The sequence below is a fragment of the Streptomyces sp. NPDC015125 genome, from assembly GCF_043080045.1.
In the GTDB taxonomy this organism is placed as follows: domain Bacteria; phylum Actinomycetota; class Actinomycetes; order Streptomycetales; family Streptomycetaceae; genus Streptomyces.
The window spans coordinates 76,052-99,706 of the sequence record NZ_JBIBVF010000022.1 but is presented as its reverse complement, the minus strand read 5'-3'; the positions used below and the strand labels follow the sequence as shown (position 1 = coordinate 99,706).

Below are 23,655 nucleotides of genomic sequence, written 5' to 3'. Positions count from 1 at the left end.
CATAAGATCGCGCTTTACACGTTTTATGGGAGACATCGCTTGAGTCCGGACGAAGACCGCCCTCGCGGCACGTGGTCACAGCGCGGTGCCGCATTCGGCATCTGGTATCTGCGCACGGTCACCTTCATCAATCTGCTGAGCGCGGTATGGGTGTCGTTCGGCAATGACATCCGCCGGCACAACATTGCGGAATTCTTCACTCCGTATCTGCTGACGGCGGGGTTCGCCTCCGGCGCCTTCTCGCTCTTCTTGTCGGTGACCCTGCGGCGGCGCAAGCGGGCGGCCTGGATTTTGAATCTGGTGCTTTCCGGGCTGCTGGCACTGCTCTTCGGATTCGGGATGGTGGTGGCCCCGGAGTTCCGCGGGCATGCGCAGAACTGGGTGTCGCTGGTGGTGACCGTGGTGTTCGCCGCGGCGCTGGTGGTGGGGCGCCGTGAGTTCTCCGCGAAGGGCGACCGCGCGAACCCGAAGCTGGCGGCGACGGTCGCGGCGGGCGGTCTGCTGGCCGCCTCGCTGCTGGCGGCGCTGCTGGTGACCGTCACCAACACCGCAGGGGACGGTGCCTCGACGTTTGTGCAGCGCTGGCGCTACGGCCTGATGCGGCTGGTGTCGCTGGCCGCCGACGACCGTGCGTTCCCGGAGATCGCCACCCCGAACTGGGTCAATGTCACGATCAATGTGCTCAGCACGCTGCTGCTGGTCGCGATCCTGTGGGCGGCGTTCCGGTCCGTACGCAGCACCGAGGCGATCACCGAGGACGACGAGGAGCGGCTGCGCGCCCTCCTCGCGCGGCACGGCGACCGTGACTCGCTGGGCTACTTCGCGCTGCGCCGCGACAAGAGCGTGCTGTTCTCCCCCAGCGGCAAGGCGGCGGTCACCTACCGCGTCGTGGGCGGGGTCTCGTTGGCCTCCGGCGATCCGCTGGGGGACCCCGAGGCCTGGCCCGGAGCGATCGAGGTGTGGCTGGCCGAGGCACGGGAGCACGGCTGGGCGCCTGCGGTGATGGGCGCGAGCGAGGAGGGCGGCACGATCTACGCCCGGCACGGTCTGGACGCGCTGGAGCTGGGCGACGAAGCGATCGTGGACACCGCGGAGTTCACCCTCGGCGGCCGCGCGATGCGCACCGTACGGCAGGCCTACCACCGCGTCGAGCGGGCCGGCTACACCGTCCGTATCCGGCGCCACGAGGACATCCCGGCACCGGAGATGGCGCAGTTGCTGCGGCTGGCCGACGACTGGCGCGACGGGGAGACCGAGCGCGGTTTCTCGATGGCGCTGGGCCGGCTCGGCGACCCGGGCGACGGGCGCTGCGTGATGCTCGAATGCCGCGACGGCGGCGCGGGGGAGGAAGCGGGCGAGCTGCGGGCGCTGCTCAGCTTTGTGCCCTGGGGCGAAAAGGGCCTCTCGCTGGATCTGATGCGGCGGGACCGGAACTCCGAGAACGGTCTGATGGAGTTCATGGTGCTGGAGTTGATCCAGCGGGCGAAAGAGGTGGAGGTCACTCAGCTCTCACTGAACTTCGCGATGTTCCGTTCCGTCTTCGAACGTGGATCGCGGCTCGGCGCGGGCCCGGTGCTGCGCCTGTGGCGCTCACTGCTCAGCTTCTTCTCCCGGTGGTGGCAGATCGAATCGCTCTATCGCGCCAATGCGAAGTACCGGCCGATCTGGGAACCGCGGTACATGCTCTTCGAAAAGAGCACCGATTTGCTGCGGATCGGAATCGCCGCCGGCCGTGCGGAAGGCTTTCTGGAAGCACCCGGTCTGCCCAAGTGGCTGAACCGCAAGCACCTGGAGAATGCGGGATGAGCTCTGCTGGGGCGGGGCGGCGGGAGGGGCCGGTGCCGGGGCGGCGGAAGGGGCCGGTGCCCGCGCGGCGGGACGAACCCGCGCCGGGCGTGCGGGAGATGTCCGCCCTGCGCCGCAGCGCGCGCGGCGAGTGGGGCCCGCTCCTGCGGACGGTCCGGTCCTCGCTGGTCACCGCCAAGCTGCGGGCGATTCCGCTGACGCTCACCGCGGTGTGTCTGACCCTGGCCCTCCACTTCGTGCAGAACCAGGCCTGGGGCTATCGGGCGGTCCAGAACATCGGCTCCGTACAGGCCTGGGAACATCTGTGGTTGGCGCTGCTGCGCACCCCCCTGTCGCTGTTCGTCCCCGCGCTGGACCTTCCGGTGTGGGGGGCGCTGGCACAGATCCTGGTGGTCTTCGGGGTCGCGGAGATCTGTGTGGGCCGGCGGCAGACACTGCTGGTCGCCTATGTCGCCACGCTGGCCGGGACGATGTACGCGCGGATCGGCATCTGGATCGGCCCGCTGAGCCCCATAGGGCTGCCCGACTCGGACAAGTACGTCATCGACACCGGGCCCTCGGCGGCCGTGGTGGGGCTGGCGGTGTTCGTGTGCTGGCGCTATCGCGCGTGGTTCACCTGTGCCGCGGTCGTCGTGGCGATGGTCGTCGAGGTGGTGTCCATCAAGAACAACCTGGCGGGCAAGGAGCATGTCGCGGCGGTGCTGGCAGTGCTGATGGTGTGCGCGCTGGGGGAGCTGGGGCGGTCGCGCAAGCGGGGGGACGCCTCGCGGGTCAGCGGCTGGGAGCACCCCCGATGACATGCTCGACCTTGCGGCGCAGCGCCGACCAGCGGCGGTCGTGGCGGTAGGCGCGGACCCGGGCACGGGCCCGCGCCTTCGGGCGGGTGCGGTAGAAGCGCCTGGCCCAGGGCGAGTTGGGGCGGGCCAGCCGGACCGCGCCGAAGAGCGCGACGAACGGCACGAAGACCCCGATGACCGCGATCCGGCCCTTGCCCTTGGTGAGCGCGATGAGCGCGAAGAGGAAGTTGACGGCCACGGTCCGCACGACGGTGAAGCGGTCGGTGCTCTCCTCCGAGCCGATTTCATTGACGCCGAACGGCAGGAAGCCGCTGAGGATCAGGGCCACCAGGGCCACCGTGAGGATGACGATCTCGACGCTCTTCGTCCCCTCCTGGGTCCAGTACACATCGTCGAGGTGGAGGATCAGCGCGAACTCGTCGAGGACGAGGCCCACGCCGATACCGAAGAGCACCGCAGCGACACCGGAACCGAATCCGCGCCGGCCGCCCGCGAGGGCGATGAAACCGCCGAGGACCATCAGGATCACCCCGGGCACGACGTGGTGGATGTGGACGCCGCCCGGGGTGATGTTGCGGAACGGCCCCTTGCCCGCGCGGATGAGCCGGGTGACGGCCCGGGTGACGAGGAAGGTCAGCACGAACGAGGCGAGCGCGAGCAGCAGCGGCAGCTTCCCCGGCTCGACGATATTGCGGTACCACCAGTGGCCCATCCCACACGCTCCCCATTTGTCGGGTAGGGACACTTCACCACCATGCGCCCCGGTTTGACGGGTGACGGTCCGGACCGGCGGTCGAACGTGGCGTACGCCCGGATAGCCTGCCGCGGTGACCGACACCCCCGCTCCCCCGGCCCCCCTCGACGCCCTGCGCTTCGCCTTCGGGACGCTGACCGTGCTGCCGGTGCGCGTCACCCGCTGGGACCGGGAGGCGGCGCGCGGCGGCATGCTCTGTGCGCCGCTGGCCGGCCTGGTGGTCGGGCTGTGCGCGGCCGCGCTCGGCGCGGCGCTGCTGCTGCTCGGCGGCGGTCCGCTGCTCGCCGCGGTCGCCACCGCGGTGGTGCCCGCCGTGCTCACCCGCGGGCTGCATCTGGACGGGCTCGCCGACACCGCCGACGGGCTGGGCAGCGGTAAGCCCGCCGAGGGGGCGCTGCGCATCATGAAGCAGTCCGATATCGGCCCGTTCGGGGTGATCACACTGCTGTTCGCCCTACTGGCCCAGGTGGCCGCGCTGGAGGCGCTGTATGCGGACGGCTGGGCACGCGGCGCCGTCGCGGCGGCCGTTGCGGCGGTCACCGCGCGTGGCGCACTGACCCTCGCCTCCCGTACGGGGGTGGAGGCCGCCCGTCCGGAGGGACTCGGTGCGGCGGTCGCGGGCGCCGTCCCGGTGCGGGCGGCGCTGCTGTGCGCGGGGGCGGTGGTTGCCGGATGCGCGTTCGCCGGCGCCGCGTTCGGTGCGTACGGCGCACTGCACGCCGGGCTCGCGGCGCTGCTCGGCCTCGGGCTGGGCGAGCTGCTGCTGCGGCACTGCCGGCGGCGGTTCGGCGGGGTGACCGGCGATGTGTTCGGGGCGCTCGCGGAGAGCGCGGGGCTCACGGCAGTGGTGGCGCTGACCCTCGGGTAGCTCCCGGCCGACGCCCGGGCGCGCCTCGCGATTCCTTCAACTCGCCTACGGTGAGGGGCAGTTCGGCCCGCATACCGGTAATTCCCGGAGCCCCGTTATGTGCCGGTGTGGTATTGGACGGGCCTTGCGGCGCCGCCGAGCGTAGGCTCGGCCGGAGCAGCGCGCTGCGCGCAGACGGATTCCCCGGACGGAACAGGACCTTCATCACCGTGACTGCACTGACCCTCAGTACTTCTTCCGCCGCAACGGTGCGTGCGGATGCCGTCGTCGTCGGCGTGGCCAAGGGCGCCAAGGGCGTCGTCGTCACCCCCGGCGCGGAGGCCGTGGACAAGGCCTTCGGCGGCAAGCTCGCCGCTGTGCTGGAGACCCTCGGCGCAAGTGGTGCCGAGGGCGAGGTGACCAAGCTGCCCGCCGCCGACGGCCTCAAGGCGCCGGTCGTGCTGGCGGTCGGCCTCGGCGAGGCGCCGGGCAAGGGCGACGGCTACGACACCGAGGCGCTGCGGCGCGCCGCGGGCAGCGCCGCCCGCGCCCTGACCGGCACCAAGAAGGCCGCCTTCGCGCTGCCCGTCGAGGACGCCGAGGCGGCCGCCGCGGTGAGCGAGGGCGCGCTGCTCGGCGCGTACTCCTTCACCGCCTACCGCAGCAACGGCACCGGGCAGAACGCCAAGGGCGGCAAGAAGAACGACGCCAAGTCGGCGCCGCTCGCGGAGGTCGCGCTCCTGGGCGGCAAGCCGCGTGACAAGGAGTTCAAGGCCGCCGCCGAGCGCGCCCAGGCGCTGGCCGCGGAGATCAACCGCGCCCGCGACCTGATCAACATGCCCCCCAACGACCTCGACCCGAAGTCCTTCGCGGCCGAGGCGCAGGCCGCGGCCAAGGAGTTCGGCCTCAAGGTCGAGGTGCTGGACGAGAAGGCCCTCAAGAAGGGCGGCTACGGCGGCCTGCTGGGCGTCGGCCAGGGCGCGGAGGCCCCGCCGCGGCTGGTACGGATCGCGCACACGCACCCCAAGGCGAACAAGACCCTGGCCCTGGTCGGCAAGGGCATCACCTACGACTCGGGCGGTATCTCGCTCAAGCCGGCCGGCCACAACGAGACCATGAAGTGCGACATGAGCGGCGCGGCCGCGGTGTTCGCCGCGGTCGTGGCCGCCGCCAAGCTGGGCCTGGAGGTGAATGTCACCGGCTGGCTGGCGCTCGCCGAGAACATGCCGTCCGGCTCCGCCACCCGTCCCGGTGACGTGCTGACCATGTACAGCGGCAAGACCGTCGAGGTGCTCAACACCGACGCCGAGGGCCGTCTGGTGCTGGCCGACGCCCTGACCCGCGCCTCGGAGGAGACCCCGGACGCGATCGTGGACGTCGCCACCCTGACCGGTGCGATGGTGCTGGCGCTGGGCAGCCGCACCTTCGGGATCATGGCCAACGACGACGCATTCCGTACCTCGATCCACGAGATCGCGGAGGAGGTCGGCGAGCAGTCCTGGCCCATGCCGATGCCGTCCGAACTGCGCAAGGGCATGGACTCCCCGGTTGCCGACATCGCCAACATGGGTGAGCGGATGGGCAGCGGTCTGGTCGCCGGGCTCTTCCTCAAGGAGTTCATCGGCGAGGGCATCACCTGGGCCCACCTGGACATCGCGGGCCCGGCTTTCCACGAAGGCGCGCCGTGGGGCTACACCCCCAAGGGCGGCACGGGATCCGCGGTACGCACCCTGGTGCGCCTGGCGGAGCGTACTGCCGCGGGCGATCTGGGCTGACGGTCACCCCGGGGAGCTTCCTCCCCCTTGCCCGTTATATCCGTACGGCCCCGGGCATACCGCCCGGGGCCGTCGGTGCGTCTGCGTCCCGTGTTCGCCCTCAACGAAATCCGTACGCCAGTACGCGCCAGTAACCCTTACGGGGCGGCCGATCCTCCGCCCTGAGCCCGGCCCGCCGTCCCGGCTTCGTTGAACAAGTGCGAAGATGGGTTCTCGGCAGGACAGGGCCCCCCTTACCCAGGGCCGAAGTAAATGCGGCCGAACCACAGCCGCCGCCCGGTCATCGGAGACCGGCTCCGGCGTACCCATGCATGGAGGACGTGACGTGGCGAACGACGCCAGCACCGTTTTCGACCTAGTGATCCTCGGAGGCGGTAGCGGTGGTTACGCCGCTGCCCTGCGCGGGGCGCAGCTGGGCCTGGACGTCGCCCTGATCGAGAAGGGCAAGGTCGGCGGTACCTGCCTGCACAACGGCTGCATCCCCACCAAGGCTCTGCTGCACGCCGGTGAGATCGCCGACCAGGCTCGCGAGAGCGAGCAGTTCGGTGTCAAGGCCACCTTCGAGGGCATCGACATCGAGGCGGTCCACAAGTACAAGGACGAGGTCATCTCGGGCCTGTACAAGGGCCTGCAGGGCCTGATCGCCTCCCGCAAGGTGACGTACATCGAGGGCGAGGGCCGGCTGTCCTCCCCGACCTCCGTCGATGTGAACGGCCAGCGTGTCCAGGGCCGCCACGTCCTGCTGGCGACCGGCTCCGTGCCGAAGTCGCTGCCGGGCCTGGAGATCGACGGCAACCGCATCATCTCCTCGGACCACGCGCTGACGCTGGACCGCGTGCCGAAGTCCGCGATCGTGCTGGGCGGCGGCGTCATCGGCGTCGAGTTCGCCTCCGCGTGGAAGTCCTTCGGCACCGACGTGACGATCATCGAGGGCCTCAAGCACCTCGTCCCGGTCGAGGACGAGAACAGCTCCAAGCTGCTGGAGCGGGCCTTCCGCAAGCGCGGCATCAAGTTCAACCTCGGCACCTTCTTCGACAAGGCCGAGTACACCGCCGACGGTGTGCAGGTCACCCTCGCCGACGGCAAGACCTTCGAGGCCGAGGTGCTGCTGGTCGCGATCGGCCGCGGGCCGGTCTCGGCGGGCCTGGGCTACGAGGAGCAGGGCGTCGCGACGGACCGCGGCTATGTCCTGGTCGACGAGTACATGCAGACCAACGTGCCGACCATCTCGGCCGTCGGTGACCTCGTTCCCACCCTCCAGCTCGCCCACGTCGGCTTCGCCGAGGGCATGCTGGTGGCGGAGCGGCTGGCCGGTCAGAAGACCGTGCCGATCGACTACGACGGCGTGCCGCGCGTCACGTACTGCCACCCCGAGGTCGCTTCGGTGGGTATCACCGAGGCCAAGGCCAAGGAGCTGTACGGCGCCGACAAGGTCGTCGCTCTCAAGTACAACCTCGCGGGCAACGGCAAGAGCAAGATCCTGAAGACCACGGGCGAGATCAAGCTCGTCCAGGTCAAGGACGGTGCCGTGGTCGGCGTCCACATGGTCGGTGACCGTATGGGCGAGCAGGTCGGTGAGGCCCAGCTGGTCTACAACTGGGAGGCCCTGCCGGCCGAGGTTGCGCAGCTCGTGCACGCGCACCCGACGCAGAACGAGGCCCTCGGCGAGGCCCACCTGGCACTGGCCGGAAAGCCTCTCCACTCCCACGACTGACCCCAGTCCCGGGCGCGACCACATCCGCACTTCCCCAGGCTCTCGACCCCGCTCGAGCTGGGAGACCCACCGTAAGGAGCAACTGAAACCATGGCGGTTTCCGTAACCCTGCCGGCGCTCGGCGAGAGCGTCACCGAGGGCACCGTCACTCGCTGGCTCAAGGCCGAGGGTGAGCGCGTCGAGGCCGACGAGCCGCTGCTCGAGGTGTCGACCGACAAGGTCGACACCGAGATCCCGGCCCCGGCCGCGGGCATCCTCTCCGCCATCAAGGTGGCCGAGGACGAGACCGTGGAGGTCGGCGCCGAGCTGGCCCTCATCGACGACGGCAGCGGTGCGCCCGCGGCCGAGGCGGCTCCGGCCGCCGCCGAGGCGCCCGCGGCCGAGCCGCAGCCCGAGCCCACCCCGGCTCCGGCTGCCGAGGCCCCCGCCCCCGCCGCCGCCCCCGCGGGCGGCGCCGAGGGCACGGACGTCGTCCTCCCCGCGCTCGGCGAGAGCGTCACCGAGGGCACCGTCACCCGCTGGCTGAAGGAGGTCGGCGAGGAGGTCTCGGCCGACGAGCCGCTGCTGGAGGTCTCCACCGACAAGGTCGACACCGAGATCCCGGCGCCGGCTTCCGGCACCCTGCTGGAGATCGTCGTCGGTGAGGACGAGACCGCCGAGGTCGGCGCCAAGCTCGCCGTCATCGGTGCAGCCGGTGCTGCTCCGGCCGCCGCCCCGGCCCCGGCCGCTCCGGCCCCGGCCGCGGCTCCGGAGCCCACCCCGGCACCGGCGCCCGCCCCGGCTCCCGCTCCGGCCGCTGCCGCCCCGGCGCCCGCCCCGGCTCCGGCTCCGGCCGCGCCGGCTCCGGCCCCCAAGCCGGCCGCTGCCCCCGCCCCGGCCCCGGCCGCCGGTGAGGGCGACGGCGCCTACGTCACCCCGCTGGTGCGCAAGCTCGCCGCGGAGAACGGCGTCGACCTGTCCACGGTCAAGGGCACCGGTGTCGGTGGCCGGGTCCGCAAGCAGGACGTCATCGCCGCCGCCGAGGCCGCCAAGGCCGCCGCGCCGGCTCCGGCCGCCGCTCCGGCCGCCGCCTCCAAGGCCCCGGTCATCGAGGCGTCCCCGCTGCGCGGCCAGACCGTCAAGATGCCGCGGATGCGCAAGGTCATCGGCGACAACATGATGAAGGCCCTGCACGGCCAGGCGCAGCTGACCACCGTGGTCGAGGTGGACATCACCAAGATCATGCGGATGCGCAACCAGGCCAAGGGCGCCTTCGCGCAGCGTGAGGGCGTCAAGCTCTCCCCGATGCCGTTCTTCGTCAAGGCCGCGGTCCAGGCACTGAAGGCCCACCCGGTCGTCAACGCCCGGATCAACGAGGACGAGGGCACGATCACCTACTTCGACACCGAGAACGTCGGTATCGCGGTGGACGCGGAGAAGGGCCTGATGACCCCGGTCATCAAGGACGCCGGTGACCTCAACATCGCCGGTATCGCCCGCAAGACGGCGGACCTGGCGGGCAAGGTCCGCGCGAACAAGATCACGCCGGACGAGCTGTCCGGTGCGACCTTCACCATCAGCAACACCGGTTCGCGCGGCGCCCTGTTCGACACCGTCATCGTGCCCCCGAACCAGGTCGGCATCCTGGGCATCGGTGCGACCGTCAAGCGCCCGGTGGTCATCAACCACCCGGACCTCGGCGAGACCATCGCGGTGCGCGACATGACCTACCTGGCGCTCTCCTACGACCACCGTCTGGTGGACGGCGCGGACGCCGCCCGCTACCTGACCACGGTCAAGCAGATCCTGGAGGCCGCCGAGTTCGAGACCGAGATCGGTCTCTGATTCCGGCCGTCACGCCATAGGTGTGCCAGCAGGGGTCGGCCCCGGTTCGTACGAGCCGGGGCCGGCCCCTTTGCGCGTCCTGAGCACTTTCGCCCGGGCCCCTCCGCCCGTCCCGGATAATGGCCCCCTCGTCACCACGCGCTCTGAAGGAGCACCTCATGACCCCGCCCGTCGTCCATTCGCTGCGCGAGCAGATCCGCGAGCACATCCTCGAGGGGATCGTCAGCGGCCGCTGGCAGCCGGGCGAGCGGATCGTGGAGCGGCGGATCGCGGTGGAGCTGGAGGTCAGCCAGACGCCCGTACGGGAGGCGCTGCGTGAGCTGGAGTCGCTGCAGCTGATCGAGTCGGCGCCGAACAAGGGCGTACGGGTACGGAATCTGACCGCGGACGATCTCAAGGAGAGCTATCCGGTGCGGGCCGGGCTGGAGCAGGTGGCCGCCGAACTGGCCGCCGGGCGGCTGGCCGAGGACACCGTGGCGCTGGAGCGCGAGGTGGCGGCGCTGCGCGAGGCGGAACTGGCCGGTGACGGGGAGGCGCAGGTGCGGCACACGGTGGCCTTCCACCGGGAGATCGTGGGGGCCGCCGGGAACGCCGTACTGCTGCACACCTGGGAGTCGCTGGGCATCGAGGTCTGGACGACGCTGTCGATCCGCTGGTTCAGCCCGGAGCCGCGCTCGCACGCCCAGGACCACCAGGAGATCGTGGACGCGTTCCGGCGACGCGACCCGAAGATCGGCGGCTTGCTCAAGTCACACGTGCTGAGCTGCGCACCTCGGGTCTGAGGAGGCATCGGGGCGGGGCCGGCGGCCCTTCTTTCGGCTGGCACGCGGTGCCCAAATATGCGGCACCCCGTGCCGACCTGCGGTTATTCGTCCGGAGACCGTTGATCGATCATCGATCAGAGGCGTATCGTCTCCTGTCGGGGCGCGACAACCCTGCCTGCCGAACTCGTAGGGGGTGTCGTCAAGGCCGCCGTCCACCCTGAGGACGCGGCCGGTCACGACGGCACCCCCGAGCTACCTCCCGTCCGGAAAGGGGCCACCCATGCCCGATCCCGTGCGCCTGCCGTACAGCCAGCTCGACCAGCTCCCGGACCGCGACCCCGAGGAGACCGCCGAGTGGCGCGAGTCGCTTGACGCCGTCACCGAGGCGGCGGGCCCCCAGCGCGCCGCGTACCTGATGCGCCGCGCACTGGAGCACACCGCGCGCACCGAAGGCACCGCCCTGCCGTCCCTCCTGGAGACGGACTACGTCAACACCATCCCGACCTCTGCCGAGCCCGCCTTCCCCGGCGACGAGGCGATGGAGGCCAGGATCACCGCCTGGAACCGCTGGAACGCCGCCGCGATGGTGACCCGCGGCTCCGCCCTGGGCCTCGGCGGCCATATCGCCACCTTCGCCTCCGCCGCCTGGCTCTACGAGACCGGCTTCCAGCACTTCTTCCGCGGCAAGGAGGGGGACGGCAGCGGCGACCAGCTCTACATCCAGGGCCACGCCTCCCCCGGCGTCTACGCCCGCGCCTTCCTCGAAGGCCGCCTCACCGAGGACCACCTCGACCACTTCCGCCAGGAGGCCGGCGGCGAGGGCCTGCCCTCCTACCCGCACCCGCGGCGGCTGCCCTGGCTGTGGGAGTTCCCCACCGTCTCCATGGGCCTGGGCCCGCTCTCCGCCATCTACCAGGCGCGCTTCAACCGCTACCTGGAGCACCGCGGCATCAAGGACACCGCCAACTCCCACGTCTGGGCGTTCCTGGGCGACGGCGAGATGGACGAGCCCGAGTCGACCGCCGCCCTGGCGCTCGCCGGCCGCGAGGGCCTGGACAACCTGACCTTCGTCATCAACTGCAACCTGCAGCGCCTCGACGGCCCGGTCCGCCCCAACTTCAAGATCGTGCAGGAGCTGGAGGCCCAGTTCCGCGCGGCCGGCTGGAACGTCGTCAAATCGCTGTGGGGCCGGGCCTGGGACGAGATCTTCGCGCTCGACACCGATGGCGCCCTGATCCGCCGCCTCGGCGAGACCCCCGACGCACAGTTCCAGACGTACGCCACCCGCGACGCCGCCTACCTGCGCGAACACTTCTTCGGCGCGAACGAGTCCCTGAAGGCCCTCGCCCGCACGCTCTCCGACGCCAAGCTGCTGGAGCTGTTCCAGACCTCCCGGGCCGGCCACGAACCGCGCAAGGTGTACGCCGCCTACCGGGCCGCCGTCGAGCACAAGGGCGCGCCGACCGTCATCCTGGCGCAGACCGTCAAGGGCTACACCCTCGGCGCGGGCTTCGAGTCCCGCAACGCCAACCACCAGATGAAGAAGCTCACCATGGCGGAGTTCCGCACCATGCGTGACGTCCTCGAACTCCCCATCCCGGACAGCGCGCTGGAGGGCGACCGGGTGCCGTACTGGCGCCCCGCCGAGGACTCCCCCGAGATGGTCTACCTGCGCGAGCGGCGCGCCGCCCTCGACGGCCCGGCCCCCGCCCGCAAGGTCGTCGCCAAGCCGCTGCCGATGCCCGCCGACAAGGCCTTCGACGCCCTGAAGAAGGGCTCCGGCAGCCAGGAGATCGCCACCACCATGGCGTTCGTCCGGCTGATCAAGGACCTGATGCGGGACAAGGAGACCGGCAAGCGCTGGGTCCCGATCGTCCCCGACGAGGCCCGCACCTTCGGCATGGAGTCGCTCTTCCCGACCGCCGGCCTCTACTCCCCCAAGGGCGCGACATACGACCCGGTCGACCGTGACCAGCTCCTTTGGTACAAGGAAGCCAAGGACGGCCAGATCCTCAACGAGGGCATCACCGAGGCCGGTTCGCTCGCCGACTTCACCGCCGCCGCGACGTCCTACGCGACGCACGGCGAGCCGATGATCCCCTTCTACATCTTCTACTCGATGTTCGGCTGGCAGCGCACCGCCGACCAGTTCTGGGCGCTGGCCGACCAGTTGGGCCGCGGCTTCGTCATCGGCGCCACCGCGGGCCGTACGACGATGACCGGCGAGGGCCTCCAGCACGCCGACGGCCACTCGCACCTGATCGCCTCCACCAACCCGGCGGCGCTCTCCTACGACCCGGCCTTCGCCTACGAGGTCGCGGTCATCGTCAAGGACGGCCTGCGCCGGATGTACGGCCCGGACGCCGAGGACGTCTTCTACTACCTCACGGTCTACAACGAGACCAAGGTCCAGCCGGCCATGCCGGAGGGCGTCGAGGAGGGCATCCTCAAGGGCCTGTACCGCTTCAACGAGGGCACCAAGCCCCAGGCCGACAGCCCGCAGCTGCAGCTGCTGGCGTCCGGTACCGCCATCCACTGGGCCCTGGAGGCGCAGCAGCTGCTGGCCGACGACTGGGGCGTGGCGGCGGACGTCTGGTCGGCGCCGTCCTGGACGGAGCTGCGCCGCGACGCCCTGGAGTGCGATGCCGCCCGTCTGGAGGGCGAGGACCGTATCCCGTACGTCACCCGTGCCCTGGCCGGCGCCCCCGGCCCGGTCGTCGCGGTGAGCGACTGGATGCGCGCGGTTCCCGACCAGATCGCCCCCTGGGTCGAGCAGGACTGGACCTCCATCGGTACCGACGGCTTCGGCCTGTCCGACACCCGCGAGGCGGCCCGCCGCCACTTCGGCGTCGACCCGCAGTCGGTGGTCGTCCAGGCGCTCGCCGCCCTTGCCCGCCGCGGCCAGGTCAAGCCGGAGGCCGTCAAGGAGGCCAGGGAGCGCTACGGCCTGTGAGCCATGGGCCGCACCGCGGCCCGTGCCTCGTCGGCGGCCCCGGGCCCACACCGGGCGCCGCCCCGCCCCTCCGGGGCACCCTCAACTCCCGTGTGGAGGCCACCTTCCCGCGCCCGGGGCCTCCACACGGGAACCCACCACCGGCCCGGCCGACCACGCCCTGGCTACGGCCGGGCCGGGCTGCCTTTCGGGCTGTGCGGTGTGTTGGACGCGTGATGTGTGGTTGGACGCGTGGTGTGTTGCCGTTGGCTGGGGCGTGGTCGCTTCGCGGTTCGGTTCGGCTCGGTGTGCGTTGTCTGTGGCTGGGGCCGGTGTGCGTTGCCGGTGGCTGGGGCCGGTGCGCCTACGCCCTGTGGGTGGTGGGTCGGAGGGGACGCCCGGTCCCCCGTCCTCGGCGCGGGCGGATCTGGTACGTGCAGAAGGCACCCCGGCGTTCGCTCCGGTCCTGCGGGCGGGGCACCGGACATCCCCTCCGACCTCCGCACGTCGGCGACCGCCCCGCCGTACCCATCACCGTTACGGCCACCACAGCGCTCACCCCTTGGCAGGACACTGGGCAACAACCAGGTTCGAGCCGCACCAGGCCTTGGCAGGACGCTGGTCGGGCCGGGCCGGGCCGGGCGTGCAGGTTGCCGGGCGTGCAGGCTGTCGGCCGCCCCACCGTCATCCGGCCGCCGTCGTCCGCCCGACGCCGCCCCGCCCCGCCCCGCCCCGGATGAGCCTTGGCCGGAGGCGGCGTGCGCTTGTGATCGGTGACGGACGGTGCCACCGGGCGGCAGACGGGAACGAACGAAGGCCGGAGGGGATGCACCGGGACCCGCCCGCAGGACCGGAGCGAACGCCGGGGTAATCAATTCCGTGGACCAGATACGCCCGCGCCGAGGACGGGTTCCGGTGCGTCCCCTCCGGCCCCAGCGGCACTCACGAACCCCGCAAAGGCGCCAGCCCCCCGCCGGACACAGCACATGCCCCCACAAGCCACGCGGCCCCGCCAAAGCCCGGCCCGGCCCGGCCCGGCTCGGCCACGCCCCAAAGGGGCGCGGGGAACTGCGCGACCAGCCACAACGCACCCGCAGACAACCAACGGCAGCCCGCGGCCCCACCCCAGACCCCACCACCCCGGCCATTGTCAGTGGCCCCCCGCATCATGGACCCATGCGTGCTGCCCGGCTGATCAGGATGGTGTTGCTGCTCCAGGCGCGGCCGTCGATGACGGCCGCCGAGCTGGCGCGGGAGCTGGAGGTTTCCGAGCGTACGGTCGCCCGGGACGTGCTCTCCCTCTCCGAGGCCGGGGTGCCCGTCTACGCGGACCGCGGCCGGGCCGGCGGCTACCGCCTCATAGGCGGCTACCGCACACGGCTCACCGGCCTCGGCCGCAGCGAGGCGGAGGCCCTCTTCCTGTCCGGAGTGCCCTCCGCCCTGCGCGAGATGGGCCTTGCCGACGCCGCGTCCGCCGCCCGGCTGAAGGTCTCCGCCGCCCTGCTGCCCGAGCTGCGGGACGCCGCGACGGGCGCCGCCCAGCGCTTTCACCTCGACGCACCGGGCTGGTATCAGGAGCCCGAGACGCCCGTCCTGCTCCCCGAGATCGCCGACGCGGTCTGGGACGACCGCCGGATCACCGCCCGCTACCGTCGCAAGGACACCGAGGTGGAACGGGAGTTGGAGCCGTACGGCCTCGTGCTGAAGGCGGGCGTCTGGTATCTGGCGGCGCGTACACAGGGGGACTACCGCGTCTACCGTGTCGACCGGTTCACCGCCGTGGCGCTCGCCGGGAGCGGCAGCGCCTCCGGCGCCGACGACGCCGGAGGGCGGTTCACCCGTGACTGTTCCTTCGACCTGACGGAGTTCTGGGCACAGCGGGCGGCCCAGTTCGCCCGGTCGATCCTGCACGAGGAGGTGGTGCTGCGGCTGTCCCCGCGCGGCGTCCTCCGGCTGCCGTACGTCACCGAGCGCGCCGCGGCCCGCGAGGCGATCGCCCGGGCGCAGGCCGCGGACGGTCCCGATGAGCACGGCCGGCTGACCGTGACACTCGCCGTGGAGTCCGCCGAGGTCGCCCACGCCCAGTTGCTGTCACTCGGCCCGGAGGGCGAAATACTCGCGCCCCCCGAGCTGCGTGAGCGCTTCGCATCGGCCGCCCGCCGGACGGCCGCGCTGTACACAGAGACGGCCGCGCTGTACACGGAGGAGGACGGGGCACAGGGCGGGCCGGATGGCGGCGGACCCTGACCCGCCGGATGTCCCCGGCACCGTCGGCCCCCGGGCCGGTACCGGTACCGGCCCGTCTCAACGCTAGTCGCCCGCGCTCAGCGGTAGTCGCCCGCGCTCAGCGGTAGTCGTCCGCGCTCCCCTCCTTCCCGCCGAAGACGACCTCCTCGAAGTAACCGAAGCAGTCGGGCCGCGAGCCGTCCGTGTCGGTGAAGTCGTACTCCTTCGCCAGCTGCCCGCTGGAGAGCGACCGGCCGCTCCAGCGCTCCTTGGCCGGGTCGGCGGCCAGCGCCCGTACACCGCGGCCGATCAGGGCCGGCGATTCGGCGATGGCGAAATGCGGCTCCTCGGCCACCGCGTCGCGCCAGCTCTCCTCCGTCACCCCGAAGTGGTCGAGCATCTCCTCGGAGCGGAGAAAGCCGGGGGTGAGCGAGACCGCGGTGCCACCGTGTTCCTTCAGTTCGGCGGCGAGACCGAAGGCGATGCGGTGCGGGGCGTTCTTGGTGAGGTCGAAGCAGAGGTTGTCCCGGTAGGTGCGGTTGAAGGCGGCGGTGCCGTCGGTGACCTCGACCACCAGACCGCCGGGCCGCCTGATCAGCAGGGGCAGGGCGTAATGGCTGGTGATGACGTGGGTGTCGATGCCGAGGCGGAACATCCGCAGCCCGTTCTCCAGGTCGAGGTCCCACAGCTTGGTGTGGAACTCGATCAGCCGGTCACCGCCCCAGACGCTGTTGACCAGCACGTCCAGCCGGCCCTGCTCCCGGTCGATGCGCTCGGTCAGCGCCTTGACCTGCGCCGGGTCCAGATGGTCGGTCGGTACGGCGATTCCGGTGCCGCCCGCCGCGCACACCAGTTCCGCGGTCTGCTCGATCGTCTCCGTGGCCCGGCCGACCTCGCTGACCCGTTCCCGGGTCGTCCGTCCGGTCACATACACCAGGGCCCCGGCCCGCCCCAGCTCGACCGCCATCGCCCGCCCGGCCCCGCGGGTGGCCCCGGCCACCAGCGCCACCCGTCCCGCCAGTTCCCGCTGTCCCGTCATGTACGCCACTCCTCGCTGTCAGGTGCCTCGCATCCGTACACGGCGACCGTGGCAGTGAAACCCGACATCTCCTGTCCGGATTCATCGGCCGCCGTACAGCGATCCGCCCACCGCCTACGGACGGAGCGCGCGCACCGTCCCCCCGCTCCGCAGCCGTCCGACGACCTCGTCCGGGGCGTTCCGCCCGGCGGGCGCGGCGAGCGTGTTCGTGTGGCCGAAGACCCGTACCCCGCCGGTGGCGTCGATACCGCCGACTCCTTGGCTGCCGGCCGCGAGCAGGTACCACTTGCCGGACTGCGCCCGCCAGTGGACGTTCCCGACCACGGGGGCTCCGAAGCGGCTGCAGGCGGCGGTGTCCGTGGCCCGTCCGGCGATCCGGCCGGGCTCGGCCGGGCGGGCGGCGGGCGGCAGGAAGTGCAGTGTCACGCTGCCGGGCCCGCGCCAGGTGTCGGCACGGCTGCACACCCAGGCCGCGCTGCCGCCGGCTTCCGGGAGGCGCTGTCCGGCGAACGTCCAGTTGCTGACGGACCGTACGCCGGCGCCCCGCAATGTCCCCAGGGAGCAGGCCGTACGGGCCCAGCCCTGCAGGGCCGGGGTGCCGGTCGCCTCCCCGGGTCCGGCACCCGGTGCGCCGCCGGGTGGTACGGAGGTGAGGTGGGCGGGGACGAGCTCGTTGAGGTCGGTCACCAGGAAGGGAGGGTTCCCGCCGGTCCCCGCGATCCGGGTCGAGGGCCGGAACTGGGCCGCCGGCCAGTGCCCGCAGCCGGCGCCCCCCTGGGGCGGTGCCGGGATGCGGTCGGTGACCCCGTCCGGGGCGACATGCAGCCCGTGCACCGGGGCGGCCGGTGCCAGCAGGTCGCGGACGCCGGCATCGGAGACCCACGGCGCCAGCAGATAGCGCATCCAGCCGTTGCCGCGGCCGATCACCAGCGCGGCACCGGTCGTCAGATCCGCGTCGTCCACCCGTGCGAAGTGCAGTGTGGGCGTGGCACCTTCGGGCTCGGCGTAGCGCACCAGCCGCTCGCCGTCATGGAAGACCACGACCATCACGGCGTCGATCAGGCCCGCGTACAGCAGCTGCGGCGGATGGTCGGGCGGCCGGGTGGAGGTGCCCGCTGACGTCATGATCCGGGCGTCGGGGGGCGGCGCCGCCCAGACCCGCAGCGCCCGCCCCAGCAGCTCCTGGTCGCCGGCCTGCCGGCCGCGGACGGGCCAGGCGGTGAAGTCCACCCGGGAGGTGTCGGCCCACTGTTCGTTGGGGGTGCGCAGCAGCCGGCCCGGGTCCAGCGCCTGCTCCGCCGTGGTCGGTGTGCGCCCCGCCCGGTCCCCGTCACCGCGCGCCAGCCCGGCCGCCGCCGCGCCGACCGCCAGTACGGCCGCCAGCGCGATCGCCGCCCGAACCCGCTGCCGGCGGCGCAGCAGGTCCGTCGGCCGGGTCTGCACCGTGCACGGGTCGAACTCCGCCGAGTTCAGCAGTGCCGCGGCGCCCGTCCCGGTCTCCCGGTCCAGTTGCGCCGCCGCCCGCTGGGCCGCATCGGGGTCCTCGACCCCGGCCAGTGCCAGCACGCTGCGGGCGGCGTCCTCGTCCAGCCCTTCCAGATGCCACAGCCCGAGGGCGGCCCGTACCGGCGCCGGCACGGCGGACAGTGCCTGGTCCAGGGCGAGTTCCTCGGCGCCGCCGACCCGCGGGAAGAGCCGCAGGCCCCAGACCCTGGGCAGGGCCACCGGCCCCCGGACCGGCCGGCCCTCGTGCGCCAGCGCCAGCCGCAGGGCCCGCAGCCGCACCACGTCGTAGCCCGGTTCGGCCGCCGGGCCGCGCTGCGCCGGCAGTCCGCCGTCCGGCCGGCGCAGCCGCGCCCGCGGCAGCGCCCGCTGGACCAGGCCGTGTGCGGTCAGGACCCGGCGGTGGCGGCCCGTCGACGGGGGCAGGACGAGGTAGGTGAGGCGGACGAGCCGTGGATAGTGCTCGACGATGGCCGCCTCGGCCCGTTCGACATCGGCCCGGGTGCGTTCGTCCATGGGCATGGCCTGGAACAGCCCTTCGCGAAATGGTGGATATGCCGTCGTTCGGTCGTTGCACGCCGTCCAACGAGTGATTCTTGGGACGGTCACACGGCGGAGCCCCGGCCCGGGTGAGCGAACCCGATCCGAACACCCCGTCACCGGTGCGCCCGCCGCGTCACCGATCCGGATAACGCCCCGTCGCATCCGGGGTACTCCGCATGCGACGGGCGCCGGCAGGGCAGATGCTGGAGCGGTGATGGACGAGACGGAGTTCTGGGAACTGATCGACGGTTCCCGCGAGGCCGCCGAGGGCGACCCCGAGGAGCAGGCCGACGCGCTGGTCGAGCGGCTCCTCGGGCTCGACCCGGATGCCGTCGTGGACTTCGCCCGCCACTTCGAGGCCCGCTACAACCGGGCGTACTCCTGGGAGCTGTGGGCCGCGGCCTCCGTGCTGCTGGGCGGCGCGGGGGACGACGCCTTCGACTACTTCCGCTGCTGGCTGATCGGCCAGGGCCGGGAGGTCTTCGAGGGCGCGCTGCACGACCCCGACCAGCTCGCCGAGCTGCTGGACGACTTCGACGAGGCGGTGGACGGCGACGCCGAGGAGCTGGGCTATGCGGCCGACGAGGCGTACGAGCAGCTGACCGGCGGGGTGATGCCGGACCTGGGACTTCCCCCGCCGCCCCGGGAACCGCTCGGCAGTTACCTGGACTTCGACGACGACCGGGGCATGGCGGAGCGCTTTCCCACCCTCTGGGACCGTTTCAAGCCGTAGCCGCGGCGCCGGTGCGCACCGGGGGCGCGGCGGCCCCGGGCCCCCGGATGCCACCGCCGGCCCGTCGCTGCGGGCAGTATGGCCCCATGCGGATCGCGATCACCGGCTCGACCGGACTCATCGGCACGGCGCTCGTACGCTCCCTGCGCTCGGAAGGCCATGACGTCGTCCGGCTCGTACGGCGTGCGCCCACGGCCGCCGACGAGGTGCGCTGGGACCCCGGGCGCCAGGAGGTCGACACGGCGGGGCTGGCCGGCTGCGGGGCCGTCGTCCACCTGGCCGGCGCCGGGGTCGGCGACCACCGCTGGACCGCCGCCTACAAGCAGGAGATCCGCGACAGCCGGGTCCTGGGCACCCGGGCCCTCGCCTCGGCCCTGGCCGCCATGGACGCCCCGCCGGGAGTCTTGGTGTGCGGCAGCGCCATCGGCTACTACGGCGACACCGGCGACCGGCGGACGGACGAGAGCGCGCCGGCCGGCCACGGGTTCCTGCCGGAGGTCTGTGTGGCCTGGGAGGACGCCGCGAAGCCGGCCGAGGACGCGGGCATCCGTACCGTCTTCGCCCGCACCGGTCTGGTCGTGGCACGCTCCGGCGGCGCCTGGGGCCAGCTCTTCCCCCTCTTCCGGCTCGGCCTGGGCGGCCGGCTCGGCGACGGCAGCCAGTACTGGAGCTTCATCTCCCTGGAGGACCACATCAGGGCGCTCCGCCACCTCGTCGACACCGAGGGCCTGGCCGGTCCGGTCAACCTCACGGCTCCGGAGCCGGTCACCAACCGCGAGGTCACCGCCGTGATGGGCCATGTCCTGGGCCGCCCCACGCTGTTCACCGTGCCGGCACCGGTCCTGCGGGCCGCCCTGGGCGAGTTCGCCGACGATGTGCTGGGCAGTCAGCGGATCATTCCGCAGCGGCTGCTGGACTCCGGGTTCGCGTTCGCCCATCCGCGCATCATCGAGGCGGTCCGGGCCGCGTAGCCGTCCGCGCCGGGGGTCGTCCGTGTCACACGGGTCGTCCGCACCGCGGAGTCGTCCGCGTCACACCGTCGTCCGGGCGGCATAGCCGCGGGGCCACACGGGAAGCTTTGGCCAAGGGGCGCGTCGACGCGCCCCTGGACGCCCCCTCTCGAACGGACCGCCGCCTCCTGCCGACCCCGCACGCCTCACCTCGGTATCCCCCATGGCGGCACCGGGCACGACTGGGGTGCGCCGCCGTTGGGACCGACCTCGGGAGGGGCATGTGCTGCGTACCGCATCGGCCGTGGACGTCGTCATCGTGGGGGCCGGCCCGGCCGGACTCGCCGCCGCCCGCCATCTGACCGGGGCGGGGGTGTCCGTCACGGTCCTGGAATCCGCACCACGGATCGGCGGCCGGTCCGCCACCGACCGCCTCGACGGCTTCCGGCTGGACCACTGCGGCCGGCCGCTGGCCGTCTCCGCCGCCGAGCTGTCCCGTACCCCGGGCCTCGGCGATCTGACGCTCCGTCCGTTCGCGCCCGGCCTGAGCGTCCACAACGGCCAGCGGACGCAGCGCATCAGCGCGCCCCGGAGCGCGAAGGGTGCCCTGTCCGCGGCCCGTGCCCTCTCACGCGCCGACCGTCGTACGGAACGCCGGACGGAGCGTCAGACCGTCCGCCTCACCGACCGGCGGACCGCGCCGCCCCCGGACCGCCGCACGGTCCGCCGTATCGACCGCCGTACGGACCGCCGCACCGACACCGCCGCCGCTCCCCCGGCCTTCGCCCCCCACGCCCCGCCCGCCGACCGTCCGATCCACGATGCCCTGGCGAGCCGCCCCGCCTTCCCGCACCGCGGCCATGACGCGTTCCTGCGGCCCCTGCTGGCCGCGTTGCTGTGTGATCCCAAGCTACGCGGCTCCAGCCGGGGCGCGGCGGCGGCGCTGCGCGCCTACGCCCAGGGCCGGTTGTGGCTGCCGGCCGGCGGCGCCGCGGCCGTCCCCGAGCTGCTCGCCGCCACCCTGCCGCCCGACACGGTCCGTACGTCCGTGCAGGTCACCGCCGTCTCCACCACCGGCGTCAGCACCGCGGAGCACGGTCATATCCCCTGTCGGGCGGTACTGGTGGCCACCGGCGCGCGCGATGCGGCCGAGCTGTTGCCGGGACTGCGGGTACCGGCCTTCCACCCGGTCGCCGTCCTGCACCACACCGCGGCGGCGGACGGGGGCCGCGGCGCACCGTCCCGCGACACGACCCTGATCCTCCCGACGGACGGCCCCGTCGCCTACAGCTACGCCGCCGGCGCCATCGACCCGTCCCGTACGCCGCCGGGCCGGTCCTTGATCACCACGACCGTGCTCGGCGCCGCCGCGATGCTGCCGCTGTCCGTGCTCGACAAGACGGTCCGCCCCCAGCTCGAACGGATCTACGGTGCGCACACCGACGACTGGGAGCTGCTGACCGCCCATCACGACCCGTATGCGGTACCCGCGATGCCGGCGCCGCACGACCCGGAGCGCCCGGTGCGGGTGCTCTCCGGCCTCTATGTGTGCGGCGACCACCGCGACATCAGCTCGCTCCAGGGCGCGCTGAACTCGGGCCGCCGCGCCGCCCGTGCGCTCCTCCAGGACTTCGGGCTGCCGGCTTTCACCACGGAACCGGACGCCCTGCCCACGGCGGCCTGAACCGGGCGGCCTGCCTCGCCTTCACCCCGACGGCCGGGCGGCCTGCCCCGCCCTCACCCCGACGGGCGGGCGGCCGGGCCCGCCCTCACCCCAGCGCCGCCACCCGTTCGCGATAGCCCCGTACCGCCGCCGCGTCCCGGTAGGGCTCCAGACGGCGCTCGAACTCCCTGACGTACTCGTGTGCCCGTACGGACCGCATCTCGGAGGCCTGGAGCGCCGCCTCGGCGCCCAGCGTGCAGGCCTGCTCCAGTTCGCCCAGGCCCAGCCGCGCGGTCGCCAGCACCACCCGGCAGAAGAGCCTGCTGCGGGCGAAGCCGGCCGCGCGCAGCTGGAGCGAGCGCTCGGCGTGCTGGGAGGCGGCGCGGTACTGCTGGAGATCGCGGTGGCAGTGCGCCAGTTCGTCGGCGAGCTGCGCCTCGTCGAAGAAGCGCGCCCAGTACGGGGTGTCATCACCGGGCCGGACGGTCTCCAGCGCCCGTTCGGCACGGGCCAGCGCCGTCGTGCAGGCCCGGACCTCGCCCAGGACGCCGTGACCGCGTGCCTCCGCGGCGTGCAGCAGTGCCTGCACGGCGGGCGGCGCGCTGCTGCCGATGCCCTGCTGGGCGACCCGCGCCAGCTGCACGGCTTCCCTGCCGTGCCCCAGGTAGACGGCCTGCCGGCTCATCGTCACCAGGACGTAGGACCCGTACGCGCGGTCGCCGGCGGCCTGGGCCAGTCGCAGGGCCTGGACGAAGTACCGCTGGGCCAGCCCGTGGGCCGCGATGTCGTACGAGGTCCAGCCCGCCAGCCGGGTCAGATCGGCGGCGGCCGCGAAGAGCCGGCGGCCGGTGGCCTCGCCGTAGCTGCCGCGGAGCATCGGCTCGGCCTCGTGTTCCAGATAGCGCACCAGGGCCTGGCGGGCGTGGCCGCCGCCGTAGGCGTGGTCCAGCGCCCGGAACAGCTCGCCGACCGAGCGCAGCGCCGCGATGTCGCCGGAGGTGACCTTGGAGCCCTGGGTGCGGTCGACCCGGTCGGTGCGGCGCTGCCGGGGCACCGTGACCCGGCCCTGTGCGGGGACCCGGCCCGCCCCGTCGCCGTTGGTCTCGCCACGGGCGACCCGTTCGTCGGCGCGCCCGATCAGCCAGTCGCGGCTGGGCACCACGAGCCCGGCCGGGGTGAAGGCGATCTTGCGGAGCTCGGCGTGGCTGCCGGAGTCCTTGCGCCACAGGCCGCTGACGATGTCCACCGCCTCGCTGGGGCTCGCGGCGAATTCCAGTCCGGCGTACACCGGCGCACAGGCGTCCAGGCCCAGGTCCTGGGCGGACAGCCGGCGCCCCAGCCGGCGGGTGAACACCTCCGCGATCAGGGCGGGGGTGGTGCCTCTGGGCTGCTGGCCGCGCAGCCAGCGGGTCACCGACGTCTTGTCGTACCGCAGATCCAGGCCGTGCTCGATGCCGAGCTGATCCACCCGTCTGGCCAGCCCGGCATTGGAGAATCCCGCCTCGGCGATGAGCGCGGCGAGCTGGCGGTTGGGGGTGTGGTGCGGGGGTCGTTCCGTCATCAGCTTTACCGGTCTCCTGCCTTCCGGGCCGCTGCCGGGTTCGGCGGACCCTGTCCGGCATGCTCATTCGCCCTTGTGGAACGGCGTGAATGTAACGGCCTTCGGCGCCCCGATCACCGCCTCCTCCCCGCGTTCATCCGATCGTGTGAGCAGGGGCGGGAGGGCCGGACACCGGCCGCCTGCGGGGACCGCGAGGGGCGGCCGTACAGTGGCCTGGGCGCGAA

The 23,655-nt window shown here is 72.7% G+C and carries 16 protein-coding genes; 12 read left to right on the top strand and 4 right to left on the bottom strand.

Annotation, left to right across the window (positions count from 1 at the left end; all coding sequences use genetic code 11):
• The first annotated feature begins 39 nt into the window (after window positions 1-39).
• Both ACF088_RS32895 and ACF088_RS32890 read left to right on the top strand, forming a co-directional pair.
• Window positions 40-1,806, top strand: a complete 1,767-nt coding sequence (locus ACF088_RS32895) for a phosphatidylglycerol lysyltransferase domain-containing protein (protein ID WP_392379534.1) — start codon at window positions 40-42, stop codon at window positions 1,804-1,806.
• Window positions 1,803-2,603 (top strand): hypothetical protein, encoded by an 801-nt coding sequence (locus ACF088_RS32890; RefSeq protein ID WP_392379533.1) that lies wholly within the window; start codon window positions 1,803-1,805, stop codon window positions 2,601-2,603. Before ACF088_RS32895 ends, ACF088_RS32890 begins: the two co-directional genes overlap by 4 nt.
• On the opposite strand, the gene ACF088_RS32885 is transcribed toward ACF088_RS32890, so the two are convergent.
• Window positions 2,578-3,315, bottom strand: a complete 738-nt coding sequence (locus ACF088_RS32885) for a hypothetical protein (protein ID WP_392379532.1) — start codon at window positions 3,313-3,315, stop codon at window positions 2,578-2,580. The two genes, ACF088_RS32890 and ACF088_RS32885, sit on opposite strands and share 26 nt — an antisense overlap.
• A 115-nt stretch (window positions 3,316-3,430) precedes the next feature.
• Between ACF088_RS32885 and ACF088_RS32880 the strand changes: the two genes are divergently transcribed.
• The 7 genes from ACF088_RS32880 to ACF088_RS32850 all read left to right on the top strand — a co-directional run bounded on the left by ACF088_RS32880 (window position 3,431) and on the right by ACF088_RS32850 (window position 15,460).
• Window positions 3,431-4,225 carry an adenosylcobinamide-GDP ribazoletransferase gene (locus ACF088_RS32880; RefSeq protein ID WP_392379531.1) on the top strand — a complete coding sequence of 265 codons (795 nt, stop codon included), beginning with the start codon at window positions 3,431-3,433 and terminating at the stop codon, window positions 4,223-4,225.
• 209 nt (window positions 4,226-4,434) lie between these two features.
• Complete coding sequence (locus ACF088_RS32875) at window positions 4,435-5,979, top strand: leucyl aminopeptidase (protein ID WP_392379530.1); 1,545 nt, start codon at window positions 4,435-4,437, stop codon at window positions 5,977-5,979.
• Window positions 5,980-6,304: 325 nt separating this feature from the next.
• Window positions 6,305-7,693 carry a dihydrolipoyl dehydrogenase gene (gene lpdA / locus ACF088_RS32870; RefSeq protein ID WP_328387301.1) on the top strand — a complete coding sequence of 463 codons (1,389 nt, stop codon included), beginning with the start codon at window positions 6,305-6,307 and terminating at the stop codon, window positions 7,691-7,693.
• A gap of 90 nt (window positions 7,694-7,783) precedes the next feature.
• The gene (gene sucB / locus ACF088_RS32865) at window positions 7,784-9,517 is read left to right on the top strand and encodes a 2-oxoglutarate dehydrogenase, E2 component, dihydrolipoamide succinyltransferase (protein WP_392379529.1); all 1,734 of its coding nucleotides are present in this window, start codon (window positions 7,784-7,786) and stop codon (window positions 9,515-9,517) included.
• A 158-nt stretch (window positions 9,518-9,675) separates the two neighbouring features.
• Window positions 9,676-10,299 carry a GntR family transcriptional regulator gene (locus ACF088_RS32860; RefSeq protein WP_392379528.1) on the top strand — a complete coding sequence of 208 codons (624 nt, stop codon included), beginning with the start codon at window positions 9,676-9,678 and terminating at the stop codon, window positions 10,297-10,299.
• 262 nt (window positions 10,300-10,561) lie between these two features.
• Window positions 10,562-13,234: a pyruvate dehydrogenase (acetyl-transferring), homodimeric type gene (gene aceE, locus ACF088_RS32855; protein WP_392379527.1), complete on the top strand. Its 2,673-nt coding sequence runs from the start codon at window positions 10,562-10,564 to the stop codon at window positions 13,232-13,234.
• Window positions 13,235-14,389: 1,155 nt separating this feature from the next.
• Complete coding sequence (locus tag ACF088_RS32850; protein ID WP_392379526.1) at window positions 14,390-15,460, top strand: helix-turn-helix transcriptional regulator; 1,071 nt, start codon at window positions 14,390-14,392, stop codon at window positions 15,458-15,460.
• 97 nt (window positions 15,461-15,557) lie between these two features.
• Here ACF088_RS32850 and ACF088_RS32845 read toward each other — a convergent pair whose 3' ends face one another.
• Together ACF088_RS32845 and ACF088_RS32840 are read right to left on the bottom strand one after the other, a co-directional pair.
• The gene (locus tag ACF088_RS32845) at window positions 15,558-16,478 is read right to left on the bottom strand and encodes an SDR family oxidoreductase (RefSeq protein WP_392379525.1); all 921 of its coding nucleotides are present in this window, start codon (window positions 16,476-16,478) and stop codon (window positions 15,558-15,560) included.
• Window positions 16,479-16,592: 114 nt separating this feature from the next.
• Entirely contained in the window at window positions 16,593-18,497 is a 1,905-nt protein-coding gene (locus tag ACF088_RS32840) for a hypothetical protein (protein ID WP_392379524.1), read from the bottom strand.
• A gap of 241 nt (window positions 18,498-18,738) precedes the next feature.
• Between ACF088_RS32840 and ACF088_RS32835 the strand changes: the two genes are divergently transcribed.
• The 3 genes from ACF088_RS32835 (at window position 18,739) to ACF088_RS32825 (ending at window position 21,891) form a co-directional block, all read left to right on the top strand.
• Window positions 18,739-19,257, top strand: coding sequence for a DUF4240 domain-containing protein (locus ACF088_RS32835; RefSeq protein ID WP_392379523.1), 519 nt, complete (start codon window positions 18,739-18,741; stop codon window positions 19,255-19,257).
• Between the two features lie 86 nt (window positions 19,258-19,343).
• A complete protein-coding gene (locus ACF088_RS32830; protein WP_392379522.1) occupies window positions 19,344-20,228 on the top strand; it encodes a TIGR01777 family oxidoreductase in 885 nt (294 codons plus the stop codon).
• Between the two features lie 262 nt (window positions 20,229-20,490).
• Window positions 20,491-21,891, top strand: coding sequence for an FAD-dependent oxidoreductase (locus ACF088_RS32825; protein WP_392379521.1), 1,401 nt, complete (start codon window positions 20,491-20,493; stop codon window positions 21,889-21,891).
• Window positions 21,892-21,976: 85 nt separating this feature from the next.
• Here ACF088_RS32825 and ACF088_RS32820 read toward each other — a convergent pair whose 3' ends face one another.
• A complete protein-coding gene (locus tag ACF088_RS32820; protein WP_392379520.1) occupies window positions 21,977-23,431 on the bottom strand; it encodes a regulator in 1,455 nt (484 codons plus the stop codon).
• Between the last annotated feature and the right edge of the window lie 224 nt (window positions 23,432-23,655).

Bases quoted from the DNA above. Each gene is read 5' to 3' on its own strand.
- ACF088_RS32885 (WP_392379532.1), bottom strand. From the start codon at position 3,315: ATGGGCCACTGGTGGTACCGCAATATCGTCGAGCCGGGGAAGCTGCCG.
- ACF088_RS32840 (WP_392379524.1), bottom strand. From the start codon at position 18,497: ATGGACGAACGCACCCGGGCCGATGTCGAACGGGCCGAGGCGGCCATC.
- ACF088_RS32860 (WP_392379528.1), top strand. From the start codon at position 9,676: ATGACCCCGCCCGTCGTCCATTCGCTGCGCGAGCAGATCCGCGAGCAC.
- aceE (WP_392379527.1), top strand. From the start codon at position 10,562: ATGCCCGATCCCGTGCGCCTGCCGTACAGCCAGCTCGACCAGCTCCCG.
- ACF088_RS32890 (WP_392379533.1), top strand. From the start codon at position 1,803: ATGAGCTCTGCTGGGGCGGGGCGGCGGGAGGGGCCGGTGCCGGGGCGG.
- sucB (WP_392379529.1), top strand. From the start codon at position 7,784: ATGGCGGTTTCCGTAACCCTGCCGGCGCTCGGCGAGAGCGTCACCGAG.
- ACF088_RS32830 (WP_392379522.1), top strand. From the start codon at position 19,344: ATGCGGATCGCGATCACCGGCTCGACCGGACTCATCGGCACGGCGCTC.
- ACF088_RS32820 (WP_392379520.1), bottom strand. From the start codon at position 23,431: ATGACGGAACGACCCCCGCACCACACCCCCAACCGCCAGCTCGCCGCG.
- ACF088_RS32845 (WP_392379525.1), bottom strand. From the start codon at position 16,478: ATGACGGGACAGCGGGAACTGGCGGGACGGGTGGCGCTGGTGGCCGGG.
- ACF088_RS32835 (WP_392379523.1), top strand. From the start codon at position 18,739: ATGGACGAGACGGAGTTCTGGGAACTGATCGACGGTTCCCGCGAGGCC.
- ACF088_RS32850 (WP_392379526.1), top strand. From the start codon at position 14,390: ATGCGTGCTGCCCGGCTGATCAGGATGGTGTTGCTGCTCCAGGCGCGG.